The sequence below is a fragment of the Sporosarcina sp. JAI121 genome, assembly GCF_013408665.1.
Lineage (GTDB): Bacteria > Bacillota > Bacilli > Bacillales_A > Planococcaceae > Sporosarcina.
The window spans coordinates 1-26,396 of record NZ_JACCCL010000006.1 but is presented as its reverse complement, the minus strand read 5'-3'; the positions used below and the strand labels follow the sequence as shown (position 1 = coordinate 26,396).

30 protein-coding genes and 1 rRNA gene are annotated in these 26,396 nt (G+C 44.7%); 1 reads left to right on the top strand and 30 read right to left on the bottom strand.

The genetic code is table 11. The annotated features are described in order from the left end of the window. Positions 1 to 39: 39 nt before the first annotated feature. From spoVT to metG, 18 genes are all read right to left on the bottom strand, one after another. Positions 40 to 576, bottom strand: coding sequence for a stage V sporulation protein T (spoVT, locus tag HDC33_RS16050; RefSeq protein ID WP_179393586.1), 537 nt, complete (start codon positions 574 to 576; stop codon positions 40 to 42). A 90-nt stretch (positions 577 to 666) separates the two neighbouring features. Then, on the bottom strand, positions 667 to 4,197 hold the full coding sequence (gene mfd, locus HDC33_RS16045; RefSeq protein ID WP_179393585.1) for a transcription-repair coupling factor: 3,531 nt from the start codon (positions 4,195 to 4,197) through the stop codon (positions 667 to 669). An 83-nt stretch (positions 4,198 to 4,280) separates the two neighbouring features. Continuing rightward, positions 4,281 to 4,511 (bottom strand): anti-sigma-F factor Fin, encoded by a 231-nt coding sequence (locus HDC33_RS16040; RefSeq protein ID WP_179393584.1) that lies wholly within the window; start codon positions 4,509 to 4,511, stop codon positions 4,281 to 4,283. A gap of 55 nt (positions 4,512 to 4,566) precedes the next feature. Next, positions 4,567 to 5,130, bottom strand: a complete 564-nt coding sequence (gene pth, locus HDC33_RS16035) for an aminoacyl-tRNA hydrolase (RefSeq protein WP_179393583.1) — start codon at positions 5,128 to 5,130, stop codon at positions 4,567 to 4,569. 288 nt (positions 5,131 to 5,418) lie between these two features. Continuing rightward, the gene (locus tag HDC33_RS16030) at positions 5,419 to 6,057 is read right to left on the bottom strand and encodes a 50S ribosomal protein L25/general stress protein Ctc (protein WP_179393582.1); all 639 of its coding nucleotides are present in this window, start codon (positions 6,055 to 6,057) and stop codon (positions 5,419 to 5,421) included. A gap of 76 nt (positions 6,058 to 6,133) precedes the next feature. Further along, the gene (locus HDC33_RS16025) at positions 6,134 to 7,093 is read right to left on the bottom strand and encodes a ribose-phosphate diphosphokinase (RefSeq protein WP_179393581.1); all 960 of its coding nucleotides are present in this window, start codon (positions 7,091 to 7,093) and stop codon (positions 6,134 to 6,136) included. Positions 7,094 to 7,107: 14 nt separating this feature from the next. Next, positions 7,108 to 8,478, bottom strand: coding sequence for a bifunctional UDP-N-acetylglucosamine diphosphorylase/glucosamine-1-phosphate N-acetyltransferase GlmU (glmU, locus tag HDC33_RS16020; protein ID WP_179393580.1), 1,371 nt, complete (start codon positions 8,476 to 8,478; stop codon positions 7,108 to 7,110). Between the two features lie 237 nt (positions 8,479 to 8,715). Beyond that, positions 8,716 to 9,000: a septation regulator SpoVG gene (gene spoVG / locus HDC33_RS16015; protein ID WP_179393579.1), complete on the bottom strand. Its 285-nt coding sequence runs from the start codon at positions 8,998 to 9,000 to the stop codon at positions 8,716 to 8,718. Positions 9,001 to 9,181: 181 nt separating this feature from the next. Then, positions 9,182 to 9,559, bottom strand: coding sequence for a RidA family protein (locus HDC33_RS16010; RefSeq protein ID WP_179393578.1), 378 nt, complete (start codon positions 9,557 to 9,559; stop codon positions 9,182 to 9,184). A 1-nt stretch (position 9,560) separates the two neighbouring features. Further along, entirely contained in the window at positions 9,561 to 10,388 is an 828-nt protein-coding gene (purR, locus tag HDC33_RS16005; RefSeq protein ID WP_179393577.1) for a pur operon repressor, read from the bottom strand. A gap of 55 nt (positions 10,389 to 10,443) precedes the next feature. Beyond that, positions 10,444 to 11,310: a 4-(cytidine 5'-diphospho)-2-C-methyl-D-erythritol kinase gene (ispE, locus tag HDC33_RS16000; protein ID WP_179393576.1), complete on the bottom strand. Its 867-nt coding sequence runs from the start codon at positions 11,308 to 11,310 to the stop codon at positions 10,444 to 10,446. A 207-nt stretch (positions 11,311 to 11,517) separates the two neighbouring features. After that, positions 11,518 to 11,703, bottom strand: coding sequence for a small, acid-soluble spore protein, alpha/beta type (locus HDC33_RS15995; protein WP_179393575.1), 186 nt, complete (start codon positions 11,701 to 11,703; stop codon positions 11,518 to 11,520). A 135-nt stretch (positions 11,704 to 11,838) separates the two neighbouring features. Beyond that, positions 11,839 to 12,114, bottom strand: coding sequence for a biofilm formation stimulator Veg (veg, locus tag HDC33_RS15990; protein WP_179393574.1), 276 nt, complete (start codon positions 12,112 to 12,114; stop codon positions 11,839 to 11,841). Between the two features lie 145 nt (positions 12,115 to 12,259). Continuing rightward, the gene (rsmA, locus tag HDC33_RS15985; protein ID WP_179393573.1) at positions 12,260 to 13,153 is read right to left on the bottom strand and encodes a 16S rRNA (adenine(1518)-N(6)/adenine(1519)-N(6))-dimethyltransferase RsmA; all 894 of its coding nucleotides are present in this window, start codon (positions 13,151 to 13,153) and stop codon (positions 12,260 to 12,262) included. Continuing rightward, positions 13,153 to 13,707 carry a ribonuclease M5 gene (rnmV, locus tag HDC33_RS15980; RefSeq protein ID WP_179393572.1) on the bottom strand — a complete coding sequence of 185 codons (555 nt, stop codon included), beginning with the start codon at positions 13,705 to 13,707 and terminating at the stop codon, positions 13,153 to 13,155. The genes rsmA and rnmV overlap by 1 nt, the downstream gene beginning before the upstream one ends. 211 nt (positions 13,708 to 13,918) lie before the next feature. Then, entirely contained in the window at positions 13,919 to 15,154 is a 1,236-nt protein-coding gene (locus tag HDC33_RS15975; protein WP_179393571.1) for a resuscitation-promoting factor, read from the bottom strand. 134 nt (positions 15,155 to 15,288) lie between these two features. Then, complete coding sequence (locus HDC33_RS15970) at positions 15,289 to 16,056, bottom strand: TatD family hydrolase (protein ID WP_179393570.1); 768 nt, start codon at positions 16,054 to 16,056, stop codon at positions 15,289 to 15,291. A 150-nt stretch (positions 16,057 to 16,206) separates the two neighbouring features. Beyond that, complete coding sequence (gene metG, locus HDC33_RS15965; RefSeq protein ID WP_179393569.1) at positions 16,207 to 18,180, bottom strand: methionine--tRNA ligase; 1,974 nt, start codon at positions 18,178 to 18,180, stop codon at positions 16,207 to 16,209. A 280-nt stretch (positions 18,181 to 18,460) separates the two neighbouring features. On the opposite strand from metG, the gene HDC33_RS15960 reads away from it, so the two are divergent. After that, positions 18,461 to 18,736 carry a transition state genes transcriptional regulator AbrB gene (locus tag HDC33_RS15960; RefSeq protein ID WP_179393568.1) on the top strand — a complete coding sequence of 92 codons (276 nt, stop codon included), beginning with the start codon at positions 18,461 to 18,463 and terminating at the stop codon, positions 18,734 to 18,736. A 71-nt stretch (positions 18,737 to 18,807) separates the two neighbouring features. Here HDC33_RS15960 and rsmI read toward each other — a convergent pair whose 3' ends face one another. The 12 genes from rsmI to rrf all read right to left on the bottom strand — a co-directional run bounded on the left by rsmI (position 18,808) and on the right by rrf (position 26,385). After that, positions 18,808 to 19,686 carry a 16S rRNA (cytidine(1402)-2'-O)-methyltransferase gene (rsmI, locus tag HDC33_RS15955; RefSeq protein ID WP_179393567.1) on the bottom strand — a complete coding sequence of 293 codons (879 nt, stop codon included), beginning with the start codon at positions 19,684 to 19,686 and terminating at the stop codon, positions 18,808 to 18,810. Continuing rightward, positions 19,664 to 19,951, bottom strand: a complete 288-nt coding sequence (locus tag HDC33_RS15950; RefSeq protein ID WP_179393566.1) for a GIY-YIG nuclease family protein — start codon at positions 19,949 to 19,951, stop codon at positions 19,664 to 19,666. The genes rsmI and HDC33_RS15950 overlap by 23 nt, the downstream gene beginning before the upstream one ends. After that, positions 19,935 to 20,684, bottom strand: a complete 750-nt coding sequence (locus HDC33_RS15945) for a tRNA1(Val) (adenine(37)-N6)-methyltransferase (protein WP_179393565.1) — start codon at positions 20,682 to 20,684, stop codon at positions 19,935 to 19,937. Before HDC33_RS15945 ends, HDC33_RS15950 begins: the two co-directional genes overlap by 17 nt. Before the next feature lie 86 nt (positions 20,685 to 20,770). Then, a complete protein-coding gene (gene yabA, locus HDC33_RS15940) occupies positions 20,771 to 21,154 on the bottom strand; it encodes a DNA replication initiation control protein YabA (protein ID WP_179393564.1) in 384 nt (127 codons plus the stop codon). 13 nt (positions 21,155 to 21,167) lie between these two features. Beyond that, positions 21,168 to 21,995 (bottom strand): PSP1 domain-containing protein, encoded by an 828-nt coding sequence (locus HDC33_RS15935; protein WP_179393563.1) that lies wholly within the window; start codon positions 21,993 to 21,995, stop codon positions 21,168 to 21,170. Further along, positions 21,988 to 22,995 carry a DNA polymerase III subunit delta' gene (gene holB, locus HDC33_RS15930; RefSeq protein WP_179393562.1) on the bottom strand — a complete coding sequence of 336 codons (1,008 nt, stop codon included), beginning with the start codon at positions 22,993 to 22,995 and terminating at the stop codon, positions 21,988 to 21,990. The genes HDC33_RS15935 and holB overlap by 8 nt, the downstream gene beginning before the upstream one ends. A 61-nt stretch (positions 22,996 to 23,056) precedes the next feature. Then, positions 23,057 to 23,497 (bottom strand): YaaR family protein, encoded by a 441-nt coding sequence (locus tag HDC33_RS15925; protein ID WP_179393561.1) that lies wholly within the window; start codon positions 23,495 to 23,497, stop codon positions 23,057 to 23,059. An 18-nt stretch (positions 23,498 to 23,515) separates the two neighbouring features. Beyond that, on the bottom strand, positions 23,516 to 23,845 hold the full coding sequence (locus HDC33_RS15920; protein WP_179393560.1) for a cyclic-di-AMP receptor: 330 nt from the start codon (positions 23,843 to 23,845) through the stop codon (positions 23,516 to 23,518). 47 nt (positions 23,846 to 23,892) lie between these two features. After that, positions 23,893 to 24,525 carry a dTMP kinase gene (tmk, locus tag HDC33_RS15915; protein WP_255457474.1) on the bottom strand — a complete coding sequence of 211 codons (633 nt, stop codon included), beginning with the start codon at positions 24,523 to 24,525 and terminating at the stop codon, positions 23,893 to 23,895. Next, positions 24,525 to 25,967: an aminotransferase class I/II-fold pyridoxal phosphate-dependent enzyme gene (locus HDC33_RS15910; RefSeq protein ID WP_179393558.1), complete on the bottom strand. Its 1,443-nt coding sequence runs from the start codon at positions 25,965 to 25,967 to the stop codon at positions 24,525 to 24,527. The genes tmk and HDC33_RS15910 overlap by 1 nt, the downstream gene beginning before the upstream one ends. Positions 25,968 to 26,029: 62 nt before the next feature. Further along, a complete protein-coding gene (locus tag HDC33_RS15905; protein WP_179393557.1) occupies positions 26,030 to 26,230 on the bottom strand; it encodes a hypothetical protein in 201 nt (66 codons plus the stop codon). Positions 26,231 to 26,269: 39 nt separating this feature from the next. Then, positions 26,270 to 26,385 (bottom strand): 5S ribosomal RNA (gene rrf, locus HDC33_RS15900). Between the last annotated feature and the right edge of the window lie 11 nt (positions 26,386 to 26,396).

Genomic DNA, 26,396 nt, shown 5'->3' with positions numbered 1-26,396 from the left:
CCCATTTAAACCGCTTTATCCGGTTTAAGTGGGCTGTTTTTATGTTTCCATCTGTTTTGCTAAGAAGTGTGCAGCTGTTTCCGCTGCTTTTTGTTCGGTTTCGCCGATGAAATGCACTTTCGACAGCAGGTAGACGGCACCGATTGTATCCCCCGCCGCAATAATGGGGGCAATGCAGTAAGACTTGACTTGTTCCACTTGTCCAGGAACCCATTCTACCGCTTTTTCAAGTTTTTCTGTAACGACTTTACGGCCTGCCAGAATTTCATCGATATCCGGGGATAAATGGCGATTCAAGTAATCTTTTTTCGATAAACCGGATACGGCGATCATTTCATCCCGATCACTAATCAGCGCAGGCGTACCAAGCGTTTCATACAGGGTCTCCGCATATTCTTTTGCAAATTGCCCGAGTTCCGAGATCGGGGAATATTTCTTCAAAATAACTTCGCCGTCCCGATCGGTGAAAATTTCAAGAGGATCTCCTTCACGGATCCTAAGTGTCCTCCGAATCTCTTTTGGGATGACTACCCTTCCAAGATCATCGATTCTGCGGACGATTCCAGTTGCCTTCATACATGATGCCTCACTTTCCACAAAATTGAACATAGACCTCATTTCAATTTTAGTATGCATCAATAGTGGAGAAAATATGCAACATGCCCTTTAGACGGAATCAGTAGTAACTGTTTCCTTTGTAGAGGATTCAAGAATCTTCATCATCGCTTCCAAAACATCAAATGCGGTCTGCTTTCCTGTATGGCGTTCATCAATCGTCATGACGAGACAGCCGTTTTCCATTGTGAAACCTACAGCACGGCCAAACGTCATTGAGTCGGACACAAGTTTTGAACCGTTTGTTTTTGCTGTCCCTTCCGGCGTGATACGGACTTCAATAAGCGATTGCTGTTTTTTGATTGATTCGACGCCTGCGATGCGTCCCCAAGCTTTTATCCGTGCAACACGGAGCAGCAGGTCTGCTTCAAGTGGTATATCACCGAACCGGTCTGTCATTTCGTCGACAAGTTCAATATAGTCCGCTTCACTTTCAATCGCTTTTACCAATTTATACATTTGAATCTTTTGGAATCCATCGCGAATGTACTCGTCGGGAATGTATGCGTTAAGTGGCAATACGATTTCCACGTCGGGTATATCCGCTTTCACGATACCTGTCTGTTTCTCCTCCACCGCTTCTTGAAGCAATTGCGAATAAAGATCGAATCCGACCGAGTCGATAAAACCGTGTTGCTGGGAACCAAGCAAATTACCTGCACCACGAATCGATAAGTCGCGCATCGCGATTTTAAAGCCGGATCCAAGTTCTGTAAACTCCTTGATAGCTTGCAGACGGTTTTCCGCAACCTCTGTCAGTACCTTATCGCGTTGATATAGGAAATAGCCATACGCAACACGATTTGAACGCCCAACGCGTCCACGGAGCTGGTAGAGCTGTGATAAACCCATGCGATCGGCGTCTTGAATGATAAGTGTGTTGACGTTCGGGATATCGATACCAGTTTCAATAATCGTTGTCGTCACCAGAACGTCATACTCGCCTCCAAGGAAGCTTAAAATGACTGCTTCAAGCGCGGATTCTCCCATTTGTCCATTGGCGAATCCTACCCTCGCTTCCGGCACCAGCTGCTTGATTTCATCGACTTTCCGCTCCATGTCTTCCACCCGGTTGTACAAGTAGAATACTTGCCCACCCCGGCTCATTTCCCTTTCAATCGCCTCACGGATGAGTGCGAAGTTTTGTTCCATGACATATGTCTGGACCGGAAAACGGTTTGCGGGCGGCGTTTCAATGACCGATAAATCACGGACACCAAGCATCGACATATGAAGTGTCCGTGGTATTGGTGTTGCTGTCAATGTCAGGACATCGACATGTGTTTTCAACTGTTTAAGTTTCTCTTTATGCGTTACACCAAATCGCTGTTCTTCATCGACGACGAGTAATCCGAGATCGTGATAAACGATGTCTTTCGATAGAAGGCGATGTGTGCCGACCACGATATCAATCGTACCGGCTTTCAACCCTTTCAACGTCTCTGTCTGTTCCTTTTTTTTACGAAAACGATTTAAGAGGGATACTTCGACCGGGAAACCGGAAAAGCGTTCTTTCATCGTCTCATAATGTTGTTGGGCAAGAATTGTTGTTGGTACGAGAAAAGCCACCTGTTTTCCATCTGATACAGCTTTGAATGCAGCACGGATGGCGACTTCCGTCTTACCATAACCGACATCACCACAGAGCAGGCGATCCATAGGGCGCTCTCTTTCCATATCCCGTTTGACTTCCGCAATTGACCTGAGCTGGTCATCCGTTTCGTCGTAAGGGAATGCATTTTCAAATGCCATTTGCATGTCATCATCTTCCGGGAAGGCGTGTCCTTTTTCCGATTCACGTTTGGCATAAAGCTTAATCAGGTCGTCCGCAATATCTTGAACAGCCGCTGTCACTTTGCTTTTCGTTTTCTTCCAATCGGTTCCGCCTAACTTATGAAGTTTCGGTTCCTTTTCTCCGGATGCGACATATTTCTGAATCAGGTCAATCTGATCGGCAGGGACGAACAGCTTATCTTCCCCGCGGTACCGGATGTCGAGATAATCTTTATGGATTCCGCCTACTTCAAGTGTAACGACGCCATAGTACTTTCCGATTCCATGATGGACGTGAACGATATAGTCACCCGGTTTGATTTCCGAGTAGCTTTTAATGCGTTCGGCGTTCGTCATCTTTTGAGGGCGTGCTTTCCGTTTCGGATTTCCTTTGAACAACTCGGAATCCGTCACGACTGCGATTTGTTGGAAGGGAAGCTCAAAGCCCGCTGACAAATCGCCGTCGACAACAATGACACTGACTGCCTTCGAAGGTTTCCCCGTAACAACAGATGTTATATCATAATCTTCAAGGATTGATTGGACTTTTTGCATCCGCTCGTTTCCATCCGCGATGATGAAAACAGTAAAATGTCCTTGCTGCCACCGCTCCATCTCATTTTTTAACAGGTTCATCTGACCATGGAACTGCTGCATCGGTTTACAGGAAAATGTCACAGTCTTTTTGACCGTGATTCCCGGAACTGTGCGGATGAAAAGGGATAAGTACACTTTGCGCTGTTGCAATTGAGCATTCATCTCTTCGAACGAGAGTGAGAGTTTTGAATCGTGGACAATCTTGCCTTCTTCAAGAAGGGCAACCATCCATTCCTTTTCTTCTGATTCAAGCGACCCGGCAACTTCAAGGATCCGTCCGATTTCATCGAACAGAACGATACCATTACTAGGGAAGTAACTTTCAAGAGTAGTAGTAGCGGCAGACAATGAAGCATACTTCAACATGTTTTCAGGTGTTGTACCTTCTCTCATCAAGCCAATATCACCAGTCATATTAATGGTCAACCGCTCTTTTGCTTCAGCGTCCTTCATCTTTTTTAAACTGACGCCAAGTGCACTCTCCAGATTCTCAGCGATAAATGTAAGATCTTCAGCCGTCCAGACAAACTCTGCTGCAGGCAGAATCGATACAGTTTCCAACTTGCCTGTTGAACGCTGGTCTTCCGCTGAAAACGTGCGTATGGAGTCGACGTCCGTGTCAAATAACTCAATCCGGATCGGTTCTTCCATATTCAACGGATAAAGGTCCAGGATTCCTCCACGCAAAGCAAATTCGCCTGGTGCCGTTACCATTGGTTGTCTCGTATAGCCCATTGATACAAGCTTATCGAGCCAATTCGGTATGTTGATCTCCTCGCCTACTTTCGTCGTTAACGAGCCGACCAGCCACCGTTCTTTCTCCGGCAACAACTTTTTCATTCCCGCAATCGGGGTGATATAAATCCCTTTTCCGATTCTCGCCATATGATCCAGCGTGTCAATCCGCTGAGCCCGAAGCTCATAACTTGAAATAGAAAAATCCGCAGCAATGAGTTCCTCTGCAGGATAAAGATGAACGAGCGAATCGCCCAACATTTTAACGAGGTCTTCGTATGTACGCTGCGCTTGCAACAAATTCGGGGAAACGATTAGAATCGGCTCTTCACTCGACTCATGAAGCACTTTGAAAAGTATCGACTTTGCCCCGCCTGACAATCCGGCGATAAGCTGACGGTCTTTTCCGGCCTCCAACTCTTTCACTAGTTCGCTAATCTCTTTCTCTTGTGAAATTAAATCTATAAGCGCTTCCACTGCTGCACATCCTTTCTTCCTTGGTATATGTGGTATGGAAAAACAGAAAAAGCTTTGGACGCATTCGCGCCAAAGCGTACATCTTATTGAAGCCACTTCTGGAGTGTATAGTAATCCGGGAAACTACGGAGCGATTGCTCACACTGCTCACAAATGCACCGCACCGCCAGCGCCCCATCCTTTTCATACGTCAGAAAATGCTCCACTTCCTCCTTGTCTAGCTTTTGCAACAGGAGGATCGTCTCCCTCGCGGATTCAAAAGGAAGTGTGCCAATTTCAGTCTCACAATGCCGGCAAGTATAACGGATCGCCATTTTATTCTCCGCCCCTTTTTTACAAAGTATAGGCGAAAGATGGCACCATTATACCTTAAATCCCATTAAAGTTGTTCATCACATCGTTAAATGGATTAGCCAGCCATGCTTCACAAGCAGATGCACTTTTTTGCACCATGTCTTCAATCGAAGGTTTTTCTTCCTTACTAAACGGAGCTAAAACATAATCGGCAACTTTCATGCCGCCGACAGGTCGTCCCACACCGATTCGTATCCTGTTGAACTGATCTGTGCCTAAATGTGCGATAAGTGATTTCATGCCATTATGACCGCCGGCACTTCCCTTTTGACGCAACCGAATCGTTCCAGGTGCAATATCAAGATCATCATAGAGAACGACGATATCTTCCACATCGACTTGAAAGTAATCCATAAGGGGACGGACGCATTCGCCGGATAGATTCATATAAGTAAGCGGTTTGACGAGCATCACTTTTCCTTGCGGATGATGTATAACGGTATACATGCCATTGAACTTAGATTGCATCGCGGGTGCCGACAGACGGTCGCCCAGTTCGTCAATGACATGGAATCCTACATTATGGCGTGTTTGTTCATATTGTTTACCCGGATTCCCGAGCCCTATTATCATTTTCATCGATTTATCTTCCTTTTACAATAGGTGATTTAGAAAAGCGCAGGTGCCGTCAAGTGAACACAACCTAAGTTCGCCACGTCGTATTGCAACAAGGAGGGAGGTCGTTCAATCCTCCCCGCTGCGTGACCTACATCCCGTAGGCCGGCTCGGGTCATAAGACGGACCAACTAATGACCCGAGCTTTTGGCGCCTGGAGCCTAGCCACTGTTCCGTTTTGAAAGTATTATACTTTTTTATCTTTTATACAGAAAAGAAGCGCACGGGGTTTCCGCGCGCTCATTTTCCGAATTACTTTTCGTCTTTTTTATCGCCGATTACTTCGGGTTCTGCTTCCGTTGATTCAGCAGCATCACTTTCAAGTTCTTCCATCTCTGCAGCAGTACGCGGAGAAGAAATTAGAACAAGTGCATGAGTATCTTCATTTAAAATTTCATACTTCGATTTCTCACGAATTTCCGCAACAGTGATCGATTCGCCGATTTCAAGATTTGTAATGTCGATATCGAATGTTTCCGGTATGTCGGAAGGTTTCACTTTGATCTTCACTTCATGATTCGGCTGCTGAAGTACACCGCCCTGTTTCACCCCTACAGATTCACCTATAAGATTTACGGTTACATCTACTTCAAGCTCTTCCGTCATATTGATGGCAAGGAAGTCTGCATGCCGGATATCACCTTTTAAAGCGTCAGATTGATAGTCATTGAGGACAACGTTTATGTCCTTGCCGTCGACATTCAACTTGATGACGCCATTGCGCCCTGTTACGCTAAGCGTTTTCAACAGTTCGCGCTCTTTTACTGAAATGGGTGTAGACTCTGTTTGGTAGCCGTAGACTACGGCTGGAACAATGCCTTCTTTTCTTAATTGTGTCAGTGTTGATTGTTTCGCTGGTGCTCTCATTTCCGACTGTATACTAGTACTCATATTATTTAGTCACCTTTCTTAAAAAAGTTGTGCTAATCAATAAATACCCAAGGACAGACGACATGAAACATCTTGCTCAATCAAATAATGTGCTTACGGACTTCTCTTCGAACACACGGACAATTGCCTCGGCAAGCAGTGAAGCGATCGACAATTGCTTTATTTTCGGAGACTGTTTCGTTTCCGGCAGTTCAATTGAATTGGTAATGACCAATTCTTTGATTTGTGAGTTGTCGATCCGTTCGATTGCAGGACCTGACAACACAGGGTGTGTACAACAAGCATACACTTCTTTGGCTCCACTTTCGATTAAAGCGCTCGCCGCAATTGTAATCGTTCCTGCTGTATCGATGATATCATCAATGAGAATCGCAGTTTTGCCTTCCACGTTTCCGACGATGTTCATCACTTCGGCAACATTCGGGCGAGGACGGCGCTTGTCGATGATTGCAATCGGCGCTTTCATACGATCAGCCATCTTACGTGCACGTGTTACACCGCCATGATCCGGTGATACTATTACTAATTCGTCACTGTTGATACCTTTTCCTTTAAAGTATTCTGTAAGGATTGGTTCAGCAACAAGGTGATCGATTGGAATATCAAAGAAACCTTGAATTTGCGGCGCATGAAGATCAATAGCAATAACACGATGCGCTCCCGCTGTTTCAAGTAAATTTGCAACTAGTTTCGCCGTAATCGGCTCACGTGATCGTGCTTTCCGGTCTTGGCGCGCATAACCATAATAAGGCATGACGACATTGATCGTGCGTGCAGACGCACGTTTCAAAGCATCAATCATAATAAGAAGTTCCATCAAATTTTCATTGACAGGGTACGATGTCGACTGGATGACGAAAACATCACAGCCGCGGATACTTTCTTCGATGTTGATTTGGACTTCTCCGTCACTGAATTGTTTGACGGAACATTTGCCGAGTGGGCGTCCGATTACATCCGCTACTTGCTCCGCAAGCGTTTGGTTCGAATTCAAAGAGAATATCTTCAGTTTATCGTTAGGATAGTGATTAGCCATCATGTTCCCCCTGTTTACTTTTGATTTAGTTTGTTTGCATATCCTTCTTTATTCTCCTGGCGCGCGCGCCCAATTGCAAGTGAACTTTCTGGCACATTTTGAGTAATTGTCGACCCTGCCGCCACATATGCGCCTTTTCCAACAGTAACAGGTGCGATTAAATTGGAATTGCAGCCGATGAAAGCATCGTCTTCAATTGTCGTAATGTGTTTGTTCGTCCCATCGTAGTTGACGGTAATCGTGCCGCACCCCACATTTACATGCGAGCCCACTTTCGCATCGCCGATATAGCTCAAATGTGATACTTTGCTTCCTTCACCGAGCGTCGACTTTTTAACCTCAACGAAATTACCGATTTTCACACTGTCGCCTAAATCGGAATCAGGTCGGATATGTGCAAACGGTCCCACGGCTGTAGACGAACCAATTCGGCTGGAAAGTACGACCGATGAATGGACAGTCGTCGCATCGCCGATTTCGCTGTCGATAATCTGACTGTTCGGTCCGATTATGCATTTATCCCCGATGACAGTATGTCCCTCAATCATCGTACCCGGTTGAAGTACCGTATCACGGCCGATTTCCGCTGCAGCACTTATATACGTATTTTCAGGGCTGATGATCGTTACCCCGTTACGCATATGTTTTTCAGCAATTCGCAACCTCATGACACGTTCGGCTTCCGCTAAGACAACGCGATCATTGACGCCAATCGTTTCGCTGAAATCACTAGTCACATACGCTGAAACTAGCGCATTTTCCGATTGCAGGATGCCGACAACATCGGGAAGATAATATTCGCCTTGGTTATTATCATTCTTCACCTTTTTCAACGTTTCAAAAAGGGTACGGTTATCAAAGCAATATGTGCCTGTATTGATTTCCGTCACTCGCTGCTCTTCCGGTGTTGCATCTTTCTGTTCAACGTTACGAAGTACTTGACCTTCTTCTCCCCGAATAATGCGGCCATAGCCTGTTGGATCATCCGCATCAGCCGTCAAGATTGTTGCTTTTGCACCCGTTTTGTTGTGGTGTTCAATCAATGCTTCCATCGTTTCAGAGCGGATAAGCGGCGTATCTCCGCAGACAACAATTGTCGTACCGTCTAGATCGCCGATAAGCTTCTCTGCTTGCTGAACAGCGTGTGCCGTTCCCAATTGCTCTGCTTGCAGTGCATACTCGCTTTTATCACCAAGCGTCTCTTCAACCATTTCTGCACCATGTCCGACGATCGTGACAATTCTGCCGGTTCCAAGACCGCGTATATGATCAATTACGTGTTCCACCATCGGTATTCCACAAACGGGGTGGAGCACTTTATATAAATCGGACTTCATCCGTGTACCTTGTCCCGCTGCGAGGACGACGGCATATGTATTCGTCATTTGAATGCCTCCTTGAATGAGGGAGGAAGGCCGATCCCTCTCTTAATGTTTTCATTATTGACTATAGCTGAAAACGCGCTATTTTTCAACTTCTCTCCTCTTGACAAGCCAATAATAATCTTTTATTATTATTGCTTTTCATTTCCCAGTTTACTATAGAGATTATAAAGCGAGAAAAAAACCGCCATGCAAGAGCAGGCAGCCACAATCATTTCATGTGAAGTTAAAGGGGGCGCATCATGCGCCAGCCCCTTCGTATATAACTTCTTCCGCGGATAGATGATATGCCGCGAGTACGGCATCTTGGATTTTCGTGCGGGCATTCGTATTGATTGGGTGTGCTACATCGCGGAATTCCCCCTCGGGCGTCCGTTTACTAGGCATCGCCACGAACAATCCCTCATTTCCATCAATGACCCTGATATCGTGGACGACAAACTCATCATCGATTGTAATCGAAGCAATCGCCCTCATCCTTCCGTCAGTTTCCACCCTTCTTAGTCTTACATCAGTTACTTCCATCCCTCACCACTCCTTTTGTCATTACAGCGCATGACGACTATATTCCACAAAAGTAAGTGTTTTCCTTCTTTATAAACAAAATTATTTAAACATTGGGAAGAACGAGAATTTGCTCCCTACACCAAAGACATCTTACTCTGCAAAATAAAATACCCGCTCCGGTTATCCGGGCGGGCGTCCATCATTCGCCTGACAGGGCAATGACCTCAATTTCAATTTTTACGTCCTTCGGCAATCTTGCAACTTCAACGGTTGAACGTGCAGGTGTGTGTGTACCAAAATGTTGTGCATAAATATCGTTTACTGCAGCAAATTCATTCATGTCTTTAATGAAAACAGTCGCTTTGACCACTTTATCCAAAGAGGAGCCGGCTTCTTTCAGCACTTCTTTCAAATTGGCAAACACTTGGTGTGTCTGGTCCTCAATTGTTCCCTCGACGAGCAGACCTTCCGGCGTCAATGGAATTTGTCCGGATGTATAAACTAATCCATTCACACTAACAGCTTGTGCATAAGGGCCGATTGCCTGTGGTGCTTTTTCTGTCGCAACATAATTCATATCATTTTCCACCTTCCACAAAATAGTTTCCTTCTTCCAACTCGATTGTCCGGTTCTTCTCGTTTACTGCTCGAAGCTTAATGAGAGATAGATAGTTATCGACCAGCACTTCCTCTGCATGGTCGGACTCTACTAGAACGGCTATGCCTGCCAGTTCACAGCCGAATTCCTCAAGCAGGCTCTTCATGCCAAGCATCGTACCGCCCGCTTTCATGAAGTCATCCGTGATGAGTACTTTCCGTCCGCTCTGCATGCTTCTTTTCGATAATACCATTGTTTGGATACGCCTGTTGGAACCGGACACATAATTGATACTGACTGTCGGTCCTTCCGTCACCTTACTATCGCGGCGAACGACGACAACAGGTACATTCAAGTGACGGGCAATGGCATGCGCAATCGGAATCCCTTTCGTCGCCACCGTCATGATGACGTCGATGTCCGTATCAGCAAATGCCGAAGCGAAAACTTTACCGACCCGATCCATAATACGCGGGTTGCCGAGAAGATCGGTCATGAATAAATAACCTCCTGGCAGCATCCTATCTGAATGGCCCAATTCTCCCATTAGTAATGATACTACTTCACGGACTTCCGACTCTGTCATTATCGGTATGAACTTCACTCCCCCAGCTGCTCCGGACACCGTTATCAATTTCCCTGTCCCTTTTTCCTCGAACGTTTCTTTCACGATCGTCAAATCTTCACTGATCGAGGATTTTGCCGCTTGGTAACGTTCAGAAAAGAAGGTCAGTGGAATAAGTTCTTGTGGATTTTCCAAGAGGTGGCGGGTCATATCCACAAGCCTCTCGCTTCTTTTCCATTTCATGGTACATCCTCCTAAACCCGAATGTTTTAATGTACATTACCACAATTATACGTGTTCAATCAAGAATTGAATGTCCTCCACCCATCCTGACCGCATATACTTCCGGACAGAAACCTTTTAACCCATTGTAAATCCGCGGTACTCTGGATTCATGTTTGACTAGACCAAAAACGGTCGGACCGCTGCCACTCATCAGTACTGCGTCTGCACCGAATTTTTTCATCTGTTCCTTCAGAACGACGACTTGCGGATAAAGTTGCATCGTAACGTTTTCAAGGACATTCCCGACCGTGCTGCACATTTTCTCGTAGTCGCCCATTCTTAACGCGTCGATCATAGCACCCGTATCGGCATGATCAATCGTGGATAAGTCCAGATTACCGTATATATCGCCCGTCGAAACCGATATGGCGGGTTTGGCAAGAATGACCCAGCAATTTGGTGGGGCAGGCAGGGTTTCAATCTTTTCCCCGCGTCCCGTCGCAAGTGCCGTTCCGCCGTGGACACAGAATGAGACATCCGATCCTATTTTTGCGCCCAGCGCAGCAAGCTCCCGTAGGCTCAATTTCAAATCCCACAACCTGTTCAAGCCCCGAAGTGTAGCCGCAGCATCTGAACTGCCGCCTGCCAAACCGGCTGCAACAGGAATACTTTTTTCAAGAGTAATCTCAACCCCGTTTGTGATACCGTATTCAATTTGCAGAAGTTCAGCTGCTTGGTAAGCTAAATTTTTCCGATCATTCGGCACGTACCGCTCAGACGCTTTAATTGTAATTTTTCCTTTGTCTGTCGGACGAAGCCAGACTCTGTCCGCTAAATCGACCGTGGTCATAACCATTTCAACTTCATGAAAACCATCTGGCCGCTTATGTAGTACATCGAGTGTTAAATTGATTTTTGCTGGCGCCTTTTCATAAAGCATCCGGCTCCCCCCATTACAGCTTGTCTTTGTTCCCTATTTTACCATAGGTGAATTATTTACGCGGTGAAATGATAACGATTGAAAAAATCATTTTTAGAGGTCGGAGTATATCCTGTTCATCTTCATAAAAAAGAGCTGAACCGGATGTCATGATGACCCCGGATCCAGCTCTTTCATTGTCAGCCTATTAGTTGGATAAAGGGTAATTCATAGCTCCGTTTTCTTTTGTGCTATTCCTCGTTCGGCCATTTCAATCGCCCGCTTCACCATATTACCTGCGTCACGTGATTTGATGCCGCCCCAACCTTCTCGCTCCACAACATCGTAAAATCCAAGTTCTTTAGCTATCTCTACCTTCAAGCCCTCAGACATGATACCACGTTTTTTCGCCATTCGGTTTTCCTCCTTTTGGCTGACAACTGTAGTATGGACCAAACGAAAGAAAAAACACCTGCACAAGTCATCCCTTAATAGAGATGCTTGCATAGGTGTTTCTTTAAAAAATGAATTAAATCATAAATGCTGTAATTATTTGATGATGAACGCAGTGGATGCAGTAGGATCTGCACCATCCAGAATCGTTATTTCAACCGCTTCCGTCAAAATGTCTGCGTAGCTGTAAGATACTCTTTCAAACGCATTTTCGTCCTGGTCAAGTTCAACTACGAATACTGCACGATATGTTTCCCGCAGCACTCCAGCCCTCTCGATTGTCTTCTTCCGACCACCGTTCGCTTTTAAATGCAAACGTTTACCCAGATGTGAATCCAATGACTTCTTAATGTCCGCTAATGTTTTTGGCACGTCGCTTACACCTCACTAAGTATAAGCATAACACTTTTAAAAGGTTCTGTCAATTAAAATCTTCATTTTAACAATGGCTTATCTACTTTGTCAATCATTTTATTATAGAAAAGGGAATTTTTTTAAGAAAAACGTTCTGTTTTCATCATTTTTTACGCTCAGTAAAAAAGTCGTTATATAAAGCATTCGACAAGTTCGCAAATTCTTCAATTGTCAATGTTTCCCCGCGTCTGCCGGGATCCATTCCTATTTCCTCGAACGCTTTTAGTATCTGTTCTTTTTTTGCCTTACCGTCCGGCAGCGACGATTGTAAGTTATTTAAGATTGTCTTCCGGCGCTGGATGAATGAACCTCTGGAAACCGTAAACATAAAGTCTTCATCAATCACTTTCACGGGAACCGTTTCTTTCCTAGTCAAATGTAATACAGCGGACTCGACATTCGGCTGTGGCATGAATACTGTTTTCGGAACAATCATGGCCACTTCCGCATCCATATAGTATTGAATGGCGATGGACAGTGAACCGTATGCTTTCGTCCCTGGTAAAGCAGTAATCCGGTCTGCGACTTCTTTCTGCATCATGACGACCATGCCCGATATTGGAACTTTTCCAAGCAAGAACTTCATGATAATCGGTGTCGTCACATAATAAGGCAAGTTTGCGACGACTACAACATCTTCGTAATCCGCGAAATGTTCGTTCATTACTTGTAGAAGGTCAGCTTCAAGGATGTCCTGATGGATAATCGTCACATTATCATAAGGCGACAGTGTGTCTTCCAAAACCTGAAGTAGACGGCCATCGATTTCAAATGCGACGACTTTCCCCGCGTTTCTCGCGAGATGTTCCGTCAATGCACCAATTCCAGGACCAATTTCAATGACACCTGTTTTTTTCGATAGATCTGCATGCGAAACGATATTGCGTAAAATATTAGGGTCGATCAAGAAGTTTTGACCTAAACTTTTTTTTAACGCAAATCCGTATTTGGCAAGAATCTCTTTCGTTCTGACCGGAGTCGCGATATCTTTATTCATTATTTTTCCTCCTTGTCTAGAACTCTTAATACTTCTCCCAATCGATCATAACTGATTCGGAACATCTCAAGCCTTTTCTTCAATCCTTTTCCATTCACCGGACCGATCTGCAGCAATTCACTTAACCGTTCCCGCCGTCTTTTAGCATCAGGGTGACCGATAAGCCTGGCTGTTATCAAGTCTGAAAGTGGGATATCCACTACCGGCTGATCATCCACGGTATAAACAGACCGAAGCGCCGCCCGGATATCCTCGTCCGCAGCATGTTCAATACCCAGTCCTTGGCCGTTTTTGGCAATCGTCAGTTTTTTTTCGAGAAACGCGTGCTTAACGCCTGGGACATTCTCTTCGATGATGGCACGGATTCTCCTGCCTGGGTAATCGGGATCAGTGAATACAATAACGCCCCTTGTTTCTTGTGCATGACGAATGCGTATAAGCGTCTTTTCATCGATTGCGGATCCGTTCGTTTCAATCGTATCCGCACCAGCCGCACGTTTTAAAGCAACTGTATCAGATTTCCCTTCAACAACAATAATCTCTTTAATGTTCACAAAAATCCTCTTTCCATTCCATTCTTTCCTCAATTCTACTCCGTGAGCAGGCGGATGTACAGAAAGGTAGGTGATCAATTATGCTTCCGTACAATTGCTTCCGAATTTCGAATTGTGCTTGCAAAATTAAACCCTTTCAAAATTTGTGACAAGCACCAAAGGCTATAACGCAATAATCCGCAGGACCGATTACAGTCCTGCGGATAATATGTCAGTCGATGATTTTAACTTTCACTTGGCGTCTTCCAAATTTATACGCTGCGTTTTTCGTCGGGACATGAAGATCAATCTTCTTGCCCTTGATTGCGCCGCCTGTGTCCCCAGCCACCGCATAGCCGTACCCTTCAACCCAAACTTTCGATCCTAGCGGAATAACGCTCGGATCGACCGCTATGACTTTCAAGTTTGGATTGGCGCGTAGATTGATGCCTGTACGCGTTATACCTGAACAGCCATTACATTCTGCCGTATATGCCGTCGCTGTCACGTAAAACTCTTTGCCGCCACCCGAATTGTCACGGGAGACGCTTCTGCCGGCTTTCGATTTGGATTTTGCCGTCGCTGCGCTTGCGACCATCACTTTTGAACCGATTGAAACGATTTTCTTTTGCGGTTCTTTAATTGATTTCTCTTCCAACAGTTTACGGGAAACTTCTTTTCCATTTTCTTTTACAACTTCAAACTTTCGTGAAACAGTCCCTTTCTTTCCTGCCTGGACAATTTTCTCGCGGCCTTTCAGTAATGATGGGTCATTGCGTGTTTCAACTGCAAAGTTCGACGGTTCTTCCACTACATCGGTGACCTTTTCTACTCGTACGATCTCCACTATAGAACCAGGCTTCAAATATCCATCAGCCTTCCTGTTCAGTCGATCGTCTCCATTCAAATGAATGTTCTCCCTCTTTAAAAAGTCAGCGACCGTAGTCGAAGTTGACTGGACTCTTTTCTCTTTTCCGCCGTCATTCAACTTAATTTCGAACGCTTTTTGAACAGTGATACTATCGTTTTCGCCCAGCTTTTCATGTAGTTCCGGACTTACAACGTCATGCTCGGTAAGCTCAATTCCCGCTTCGACTAGTACATCTTCAACTTTATCGTCAGTCGTCCATACGGAAATTGCTTCTTGGTCGACATTTATCGCAACTTGCTGCGACTGTTCCCACCTGATCGATAGACCGTCTTCGATAGGTGCATTCACTGAGGGTATTACTAAATCATGTTTGGCAACTTCGATTTCCTGGTCGGAAAGAAGATCACCAACTGTATGTGCGTGTGTCTTGATGTTTAGTTCTTCACCGTTCACGTTTAACGCGATCGATTTCTTTGTCCCTTCAAAGAGAACAAGTGAAATAATAGTAACGAATAGCGCAAGTGAAACTGCGATAACAGCTATCCGTTTACTCCTCAATGACTTAAAGAACAGGCTTTTCATAGTGCTATTTGACATGAAAAAAACTCCTCCTTCATCACTCGGCTGATTATAAAGGTTACCCTTCCGTGTGTCAACCCCCTTGAATTTGATGTATAACAATATCAAGAAGCTTTCCACAGGAAAAGTATGGAAAGCCCCCGACATTCTAATCATGTTATGTTAAATGTTCTCAAAGCATTCATGGTCGTTATTTTTGCCACTTCTTCAACGGGGAGATCTTTCAACCTTGCAATTTCTTCCGCCACGAGCACTACCCATGCCGGTTCATTCCGTTTTCCACGATTAGGGTGAGGAGCAAGATAAGGTGCGTCTGTTTCTATCAATAAATAATCAAGCGGAATTTCAGTCGCAACTTCTTTCGGGGTTTTTGCATTTTTAAACGTAACGGGACCACCCAGCGAAATCATGAAATTCATGTCGATGCATTCTTTAGCTGTTTCGACACTTCCTCCGAAACAGTGCATGATTCCGCCTGTTTTTTCAGCTCCCTCTTCTTTCAGGATACGGATGACATCCGCTGTCGCATCCCGGTTATGGATAATAATTGGAAGTCCAACTTTTTGCGCGAGCCGAATCTGCTTCCTGAACACTTCTTGCTGAATGTCTTTCGGTGATTTATCCCAATGATAATCAAGACCAGTTTCCCCGATGCCAACCACTTTAGGATGCGCAGCTAGTGACTCTATCCACTCCAAGTCCTTTTCGGTGCAATCAATGGCATCCACTGGGTGCCAGCCGACGACGGCATAGATGAATGCATGTTGTTCAGTCAATTCCATCGCCTTCAAAATCGTCTTTCGGTCAAATCCGATGACGACCATCTTTTCAATGCCAGCATCTAGGGCACGTTGAATTACTTCATCTATATCCTCTTCGTACTGTTCTGCATTTAAATGGACATGTGTATCAATATACATTTTCTTCGCCTCACAATGGTTTTAGTTTAATCGAACAGATTATGACATTCATCACATTCAGTTTACATATCGATGACAACGTTTTGTACTATGTGTACTAGCGGAATGGAAAAACGGCGTTTCCATTAGGGACGCCGTTTTTATTCAATCTTATTTTACTTGAGCACCATTTTCCAATGATTGATCGACCGTCGCCAGTTTCAGATTACCGTCTGACTTTCCTGCCAAAATCATGCCCTGGGAAAGTTCCCCGCGTAGTTTTACTGGTTTCAGGTTGGCAACGACAATTACCTTAACGCCTATTAGCGACTCCGGTTCGTAATATTCGGCAATACCGGATACAACTTGGCGTTGTTCATAGCCCATATCCAATTGAAGTTTAAGCAATTTATCCGCTTTTGGAATCTTTTCGCACGCGGTTACCGTTGCCACGCGGAGATCCACCTTCATAAAATCATCGATTGTAATTTCGGTTTCCACCACTTCTTCAACCTCAGCCTTGGCAGGTTGCTCGGCAGGCATATTTTCCGCAGGTGCGGTGACCGCCATCTGTTCACGGATATAAACGACTTCAACGTCTGCATCGAGGCGCGGGAAGATCGGTACACCTTTTTCTACGACTTTTGTGCCTGATGGTATGGCATCGAAATTGCCAAGGGTCTCCCATTCAAGCAATTCTTCATTCACACCTAGTTGTTCAATGATCTGCCCCGGAGCTTTTGTCATGAACGGCTGCAATAATACGGCAATATGACGGAGCGAAGTTGCAAGATGTGCCATCACGGATGCCAATTTTCCTCTATCCGCTTCTTCTTTCGCCAAGATCCACGGAGATGTCTCATCGATATATTTGTTAGTCCGTGATATTAGAGCCCACAAATCGCCGAGGACAGTGCTGAACTGCATTTTCTCCATAGAAGCTTCGTATTTTTCTACCGTAGTTGTCATGAAACTCGTCAAACTTTCATCGAATTCTGTCGCAATAAGGCCCTCTGTCGGAATTTCACCGTCGAAATATTTATTGATCATAGAAATGGATCGGTTCAATAAATTGCCAAGGTCATTCGCAAGGTCATAATTCGTTCGTTCAACAAAGGATTCCGGTGAGAATACACCGTCTTGCCCAAATGGCAATTCACGTAGCAGGAAATAACGTGTCGCATCAAGACCATAGCGTTCAACGAGCATTTCGGGATAAACGACATTGCCCTTTGATTTCGACATCTTTCCGTCTTTCATCATGATAAAGCCATGTGCAAATACCTTTTTCGGCAATGGCAAGTCCAGTGCCATCAAGAAAATCGGCCAGTAAATCGTATGGAAACGGACGATATCTTTTCCAACGACATGTACGTCAGCGGGCCAGTATTTTTTGAATAACGAATCGTCTGTCGACTGGTAACCAAGTGAAGTGATATAGTTTGTCAGCGCATCCACCCAGACATAAATGACGTGCTTCGGATCTCCAGGAACTTTTATTCCCCAATCGAACGACATCCGTGAGACAGACAAGTCTTCAAGTCCCGGCTTAATGAAGTTATTGATCATTTCATTTTTACGTGATTCCGGTTCGATGAACTTAGGGTTGTCCTCGTAGAACTTCAACAACCTGTCCGCGTATTTCTTCATATTAAAGAAGTATGATTCTTCTTTCACCTTTTGGACCGGACGTCCGCAATCGGGACAGTTGCCGTCTTCAAGCTGCCCTTCCGTAAAATACGTTTCACAAGGCAGACAATACCACCCTTCGTATTCTCCTTTGTAAATATCGCCGTTGTCGAGGAATGTCTTGAAAATCTTTTCGACACTCGCCTTATGACGCTCTTCCGTTGTCCGGATGAAATCATCATAGGAGATGTCCATGGTATTCCAAACTTTTTTCGCACCTTCTGCGATGCCGTCGACAAATTCCTGCGGTGGCAGTCCTGCCTCTTGCGCTTTCTCCTGTATCTTTTGACCGTGCTCATCCATCCCAGTCAAGAAATGCACATCATACCCGCGCAATCGTTTATAACGAGCCATTGCATCAGAAGCAACAGTTGTATAAGCGGTTCCAATATGGAACTTCCCGCTCGGGTAATAAATAGGGGTAGTAATGTAGAATGTTTTATTCTGATCAGCCACGAATATTCCTCCAGTATATATAAATCTATAATCTCTATTCTATCGAAAGGATACTGACGATACAACGAAATTCACTGATGACGGACTTATTCACTCATATATCCTTTATTCAGCGTAGCGTCTATATCAAAACCAATCGATTATTACGCGAAACTACTATTTTTCTCATAGTTTTCAGTAAGGAGTATTGACGTTAATTGGAAGTCTTGGTATGATAAAAAAGACAAGCGAATTATGTCGAATTTTGGCGAAAGTAAATGTATTGAAAGGAGTTTTAGTCATGAAATCCACCGGTATTGTGAGAAAAGTCGATGAACTCGGACGTGTCGTTATTCCAATCGAATTGCGCCGTACGCTTGGCATCGGTCAGAAAGATGCGCTGGAAATTTACGTTGATGAAGATAAGATCATCTTGAAGAAATATATGCCGAATATGACATGCTCGATCACGGGCGATGTGTCTGACGACAATTTAAGTCTGATTGACGGTAAGTTGATTTTGAGCCCAGAAGGTGCCAAACAACTTATTAAGGAAATTGAAGATAGCTTGAAATAATAATTTCAAAAAACTATTTATTGGCCAGGACGGCTATCCGTTCTGGATTTTTTTTGCACAAAATTAGGTCTTTATTCAACTTCGACATGAAATTCTTTATAGACATCCCTGCGGCTTAGCCCGCGGTCATTGGCCACTTCCCTGATCGCTTCTTTTGATCGTAGACCTTTTCCCTCTATCAATTCAGTTACATGCGCATGAATATCCAGGTCATGCCACCACTCTTGCCGCTCTTCCACAATCACTCCATCACTACCTTCGATGACAATGCAAAACTCTCCCCTTAGTTCATTTGATTCTGCCCATAAAACTGCTTCTTCAAGCGTCCCTCGAAGAAATTCCTCAAAACGTTTTGTCAATTCCCTTGCAAGGACGACTGAACGTGTCCCGCCGAAACTATCATGCATGGCGCGCAATGTCTCCTTCAGTCTATGGGGTGCTTCGTACAAGATGAGCGTCTCTTCCCGTTTTCTTAAATCATCTAATTGAATATTCCTCGCCTTTTTCTGACGTGATAAAAAACCGAAAAACATAAAAGGCTGCGGTATCAATCCCGAGGCAACGAGCGCGCTGATCGCTGCATTCGCACCGGGGACAGGAACAACGTCATAACCAGCAATGATTGCTTTTGATACAATATCCGCTCCCGGATCTGAAATGCAGGGCATGCCGGCATCGCTGACGAGTGCAACCGTTTTTCCGTCCGCCAGCATTGCCAATATCTTTTCCCCGCCGAATTCTATATTATGCTCATGATAACTTATGAGGGGAGTCTTAATATTAAAGTGATTACATAACCTGATGGTATTTCGTGTATCTTCCGCCGCAATCGTATCCACTTCATTCAAAATACGGATTGCGCGGTATGTCATATCCTCAAGATTGCCGATTGGCGTTCCGACTAGAAACAGTTTCCCGCCGCCCGGTTCAGCACTTTTTTGTGATTTCATCCACATTCCGCCCCTTTCCAATATATCGTTCTTTTGCATCCCTTTTCAGTTGTTTGAACTGATATTCCGCCTGCATCGCTTCGCGTTTCGTTTCAAAGCTTTCGTGATAAATACAACGGACGGGCTTTTTTGCACGCGTATACTTTGCGCCTTTTCCTTCATTATGTACACGTACACGCCTTTCTAAATCATTTGTATAACCGGCATAATACGAGCCGTCGTTGCATTCCAAAACATAGAAAACATGTTCACTCGTTTTTTCCATAAAGGAGAAGCCTCACTTCTTCCGTGTATTCGTTGTCAGCTCCGTATACATAGAGGGGCGGTAGTATTTTCAAGTCGGGTTTGCCATCTTTTATCCCCTCAATCAGCAAAGTATTCGCTTCTTTCCCCTCTTTCGGATAAACAAATCGGATTCTTTTCGGTTCGAGACGATTTGCCCGCATGGCTGTGACAATATCCAGCAAACGACCGGGCCGATGGACGAAGGCTGCTTTTCCGCCCTGTTTCAGCAATTCACTTGCCGACTGGACGGCCTGTTCAAGCGTTAACCGAATTTCATGCCTGGCAATCGCCAGATGCTCAGATAAATTCTTTTCACTTGCTTCATTTGATGGGAAGTAAGGAGGATTACATGTTACCGTATCGTATTTTTCGGAACCGAGTTTCGTCGCGATTCCGATAACATCATCATTAACAATTCGGATCCTGCTTTCCAATCCATTGTATCGCACGCTTCTTTCAGCCATATCTGCCAGTCGTTCCTGCAGTTCAACGGCAATGATATCTGCGTTTGTTCTCGCACTTAAAAATAACGGAATGGCTCCATTGCCCGCGCATAAGTCCACAATCTTCCCGGAACGTAATGGAAGGTAGGCAAACTTTGCAAGCAGTACTGCATCCAATGAAAACGAAAATACGGAAGGACTTTGGATAATCCGCAGACTTTCCGCTAATAAATAATCAAGCCGTTCATCATCTTTTAAAATTTCATCCATAAAACTTTCCTCCATAAAACGTAATGTACCAGGTGTAGTAGAAAACAGAAAAGCCGATGCCTACATTGCAATAGGATCGGCTCATTTCATACGTTTTGTTTATTTAAAAAAGAGAGACAGAACAAGCAGTCTTCCCCTTTACGACTGCTTCCGTAATGAACATTGCAGACGTGGAACCCTTCGTTATACAAACGCGCTAGATTATCGACGCCTTCACCGACGTCTATTTTATTCGGCTTTTTCTGATGTTGCCTGACATTGATTGTTTGTGTTTTTGCTAGTGCTTGTTCCTCAATCTGTTTATCCATGTCTTCAAGCCGCTTGCGCAAATGATGGTTTTCGAGTTGAAGCGAATGGTTCTCTTCCGTCATCTGCGCGACGAATCCAATCAATTCGCGGAATTGCTTTTGCATAGATTCGAGTTCTTGCTCGAATTCCATAACCCTATCCAGAAAGTTCCTTTCTTTCAACTATCCCACCTCATTATTTCATCAATTGAGCCATATTGTTTTTTTGATTCATTATTTCTTCCAATGTATATTCCAATACCAGGTCCTGATCCGCCATACTTACTTGAAGTAGGCGTTCAAGAAGATTTAGACCAACTACTTTACCAGGTCCCTCAGGTGTTTGGACACGTGTTCCTATGTCCGGCATAAGCGCTTTCGCTTCTTCATAATCATCATTCTCGTATTTCAAACAACACATAAGGCGTCCGCATAAACCCGAGATTTTAGATGGATTAAGCGACAAATTCTGATCTTTTGCCATTTTTATCGAAACCGGTTCGAAATCACCAAGGAATGTTGAACAGCAAAGCATCCGGCCACAAGGTCCGATACCGCCAAGCATCTTCGCCTCATCCCGTACGCCGATTTGCCGCAATTCAATACGGGTCCTAAAGATTGATGCGAGGTCCTTCACAAGGTTACGGAAATCAACGCGACCTTCCGCAGTGAAATAGAAGACAATCTTATTCCGATCGAATGTATACTCAACATCGACCAGCTTCATCTCCAATTTGTGCTCTATAATCTTTTCCACGCCTGTACTGAAAGCGCGGGCAGCCTCAAGACGATTTTCCTCCACCTTTTCGAGGTCCTCCGTTTGTGCTGGGCGAATGATTTTTTTGAGTGGCAAGACTACGTCATTTTCACCGACTTCTCTCACTTCACCTGTAACTTTACCGTATTCAATCCCCCGCGCAGTTTCAACGATGACATAGTCCCCTTCATCGAATAAGTAATCGAGTGGATCGAAATAATATATTTTACCCGCTTTTTTAAAACGGACTCCTACAACTTTATACAACAAGTAACCCCTCCTGCATGCTGAGCACCAATTGTTCCATGAGCAGTGTACGATTCATATTGCCGTGCAATTGCTTCTTCGCCTGCAATATCGCCTCCATGTTGGCAGACAGCCGGCTATATGTCATCTTCATTGAAAGACCTTTGAAAAGTTCATGCTGATCGGGAAATGCCGCAGTTGACTGTAAATCAGCTTTTGACGCAACTACATCCCTGTAAGCATATAACAGCAAGTCGAGTCCGCTCTCAGCCTCTTCCTTCTCTTTAAATAAAGGGACCCACTCCGACTGAATGAACAATAACGCTTCATGTACATGACGATCTGATGCTTCAACCAATTTTAACACTGTTTTTCGCATCTGTGCAAATTGATCATCGCCTGCAAGACGAAATGCTTCATCCACATTTGCGGTCACCATCGAAACCGTTGCTGCCATTGAAGGCGTAATCCCCTTTTCGACGAGTCGATCAATCATCATTTCCCTGGAGGGCGGTAGAAAAGATACCCGCTGACACCGCGATTGAATGGTCGGCAAAATTGATTGATAGGAATCGGTCAATAGAATTGCTGTCACATCGCCTTCGGGTTCTTCAAGAAATTTTAGAAGTGTATTTGCCGCAGCAACGTTCATCCGATCTGCCCTGCTGATGATATAAATCTTCCTGCCTGATTCGTAACCCTTTTTCGTCATGCTATAAACAAGTTTCGACATCTGCTCTTTCTTGATATCTTGTCCATCGGGCACTATAAGCGTTACGTTAGGATGATTACTGGATGAAACACGGCGACAGGAAGGGCATGTTTCACATGGAACAGAGTTTTCAGGGTTCGAACAAAGGAGAAGTTGGGCAAAAAAGATGGCAACCGCCTCTTTTCCTGTCCCGCGCTCCCCGTCGAACATATACGCATGCCCGATGCGACCGTTTCTATGGGATGAACATAATCGTTCAATCACAGTTTGCTGTTCTAGAATCAACCGTTTATTCATTTCTTCTGTCATGTTAGCACACCTCATCCATGTTCAAAAAAAACCGTGTTTCTAAACGTCAGAAAGCACGGGATTACATGTATAGATTAATAAGAAGTCCTTTAATCTCGCCAATTTCAGCTAATAGATCAACAGACGTTTTTTCTTCATCCAACAAGTCACTTGCTAATTCAATGAGTCTCTCATCTAGCGTTTCGACAAGTTTCAAGCGACGCCCCTCACCGAATTGATTCCATGTATGGGACTGTTTAAGACCCATCCCAGATTCGACGGCTTCTTTAAGAAAACGCTTGACGAGCATTTTAAATTTAGCCATGTCACGTAAATTCCGGGAACGTGCAATTCGGTCCCCAGCCGATGAAATATCACCCAGAAGCCGGGAGATCTGTTCACCGTGAAGGCGTTGTTCCTGTTTGACGACCATTTGTCCAAACCTTGCCCCGCCCTGTGATGTCTGTAACGGGTCGTTCCTCATCTTATCAAGTCCAGATCTATAGTCGCCATTGACTTTCACTTCGGTCACCTCTGTCCATCAAAAATGATGAAAATGTTCGATTGGAAGGACAAATACCGTCGCACCGCCAACTTCAACTTCAACCGGATAAGGAATGTATGAATCGGCATTACCACCCATCGGAGAAACAGGTGCTACCATTTGATCGCGCGAACGGCAATTTTCCCGGATAAGTTCAAGCGCCTTCGGAACTAGGGCTTCATCGGTACCAATCAGGAACGTTGTATTTCCCGACCTCAGAAACCCTCCTGTACTAGCTAACTTCGTTGCCCGAAAATCGCCTTTAGTTAAAGCTGTAGATAATCGGTTACTATCTTGATCCTGTACAACTGCCACAATCAATTTCACGATAATCTCCCCTTTTCCGCTTTCCAATCATTATATCATGAATCTGACTATTTAATGAGTTGAGAGCATATGATTTTCCAAACATTTTCCGTTACTTGCTCTTGAGGCAGCGATGCATCGGTAATTTGTATCCTATCCGGATAACGCCGGATAAGCTCTTGATAACCCTCATAAACATCTTGGTGAAAACGAAGGCTTTCTTTATCCAGCCGATTTTCTTCACGTTTATCATTTGCCGTGATTCGCGCAAGTCCGGCCTCCGGTTTAATATCGAAAAACACCGTTAAGTCAGGCATCGTTTCACCGATAGCGAATTCATTGATAGATAGGACTTCATCAATCCCAAGTCCGCGTGCATACCCTTGATAGGCGAGCGAACTGTCCACAAAGCGATCGCATAAGACAATCGTTCCCTCCTGGATTGCAGGAACTACTTTCTCAACGAGGTGCTGACTTCTTGCAGCCGCATAGAGAAGTGCTTCCGTTTTCGCATCCATTTCCTGATGATTATTATCGAGTATGATCCCACGGATTTTCTCAGCAATTCGTATCCCACCCGGTTCACGTGTGAGAATGACATTACGCCCCTCTTTATCCAAACGCTTATACAACTCTTTGATGACTGTTGTCTTGCCCGCACCTTCAGGACCTTCGAATGTGATGAATACGCCTTTCTGCATCATACTATTCCCCCCGTTCTTTTCTTTACTACAACTATCTGTTTTTCATTGATACGAATTGAGCCTTGAAATTTCGCCTTCATTTGTAATAACTTCCCAAGTGATTGAATATGCTCGGCTTTCACGACTTCCCCACCAATTAAAAGCGGAATTCCGGGCGGATATGGAATTATTGACGCAGCCGCTACACGGTCTTCCGATTTTTCATATGGAATCCATTCTATTTCCATATGTGCAATTTCCTCAGACGTGTAAGCTGGACGGGAATGCCCTTCATTGAATGGTGGCAATTCCACTTTTTCCACTGTTCTGCTCGAACCATTCAAACGGGAAATTGCAGTTTCTATTTTCTTGCAAATTTCATCAAAAGGATATGATGTTTCCACTTTTAACAATGGCAAAACGAATAAGACCTGATACGGGTCTGCAATTTCCCCGTAAATCCCTTCTGCTTCAAGCTTTTGTTGTATATCAAAACCCGAATAACCCTTCACTCGCAGTATGAGCTTCAAGGGATCGTCCGTTTCAATTGTGTCAAGCCGCGGAATCATCTCCAGCCGTTTAATAAAAGCCACTCGCCGCTTCATGAATATTATTTTATCTTCTTCATTATAAGACTCCGCATAAGCCCGTGCATCATCAAGTGAAGCCATCAACAAATAAGATGGACTGCTAGATTGTAACATCCTTAAGTAATGAACAATTTTCTCTGGTGATACGATTGTTGAGCGAATATGTAAAAACGAAGACATCGTCATGGCTGGCAACGTCTTATGCGCTGAATGCACCACTACGTCCGCCCCCAAGTCAAGCGCTGAATATGGGAAAGGTTCACCTACAACAAAGTGTGCTCCATGCGCTTCATCCACCAAGACAGGCACACCATATGTATGACAAAGGTTGATTGTCTCCCTCATCTCCACCCCCGTCAAGCCGTAATAAGACGGGTACGTAAGAATTACAGCCTTCGCCCCGGGATATGCTTGAAGCGCCTTGCCAACTTGTACAGCGGTCACACCACCCGTCGTCATTGTAGCTTCATCCCATACAGGGGACACGAATACCGGACGCGCTCCGGTCAGTTCAATTGCATGGAAAATTGATTTATGCGCGTTGCGCTGAACAATGACCGTATCACCTGCCCGACAAGTCGCATAAATCATCGCCAAGTTCCCGACGGTTGTACCATTCACAAGAAAAAAACTTTGACTTGAACCATAGAATGAAGACAGCCTCTGTTGAGCCTCTTCAATAACACCATCCGGCTCATGAAGGTCATCAAGGCCCTCTAACTCTGTAAAGTCATATCGAAGTGCCGTACGTATATCCAAAGGCAAATCGGAGAGCATCCCATGTTTATGTCCCGGCACGTGAAATGAAACTGGGTGTTTTTCTTTGAAGTTAATTAACTTCTCGACAAGCGGGCGTTCAGACCTCTTCATTATACATTCCACTTCCTTTTATCCTTCTATTATATACGACGCTGGATGGCATGAGGGACTGACTACATAACGCGTTCTTCTACCCCAGAACCGACCGTATAGCCACGGTGACCGGCTATATAACCTGGTTGACCAATCATATCGTAATCCAGACCGACCATAAAACCAGAATGTCCAATCATATTGCGTTCAAGACCGACTATATCATGCCGACCCCACTGCGAATAAAAACTCGAAGTGTCCATCAATTTAAAAGTGAACACAAAAAAAGCCATTACCTAATGGTAATGACCTTTCATCTTGCCCGGCGACGTCCTACTCTCACAGGGGGAAGCCCCCAACTACCATCGGCGCTGAAGAGCTTAACTTCCGTGTTCGGTATGGGAACGGGTGTGACCTCTTCGCAATCGTCACCAGACTCTTTGAGCT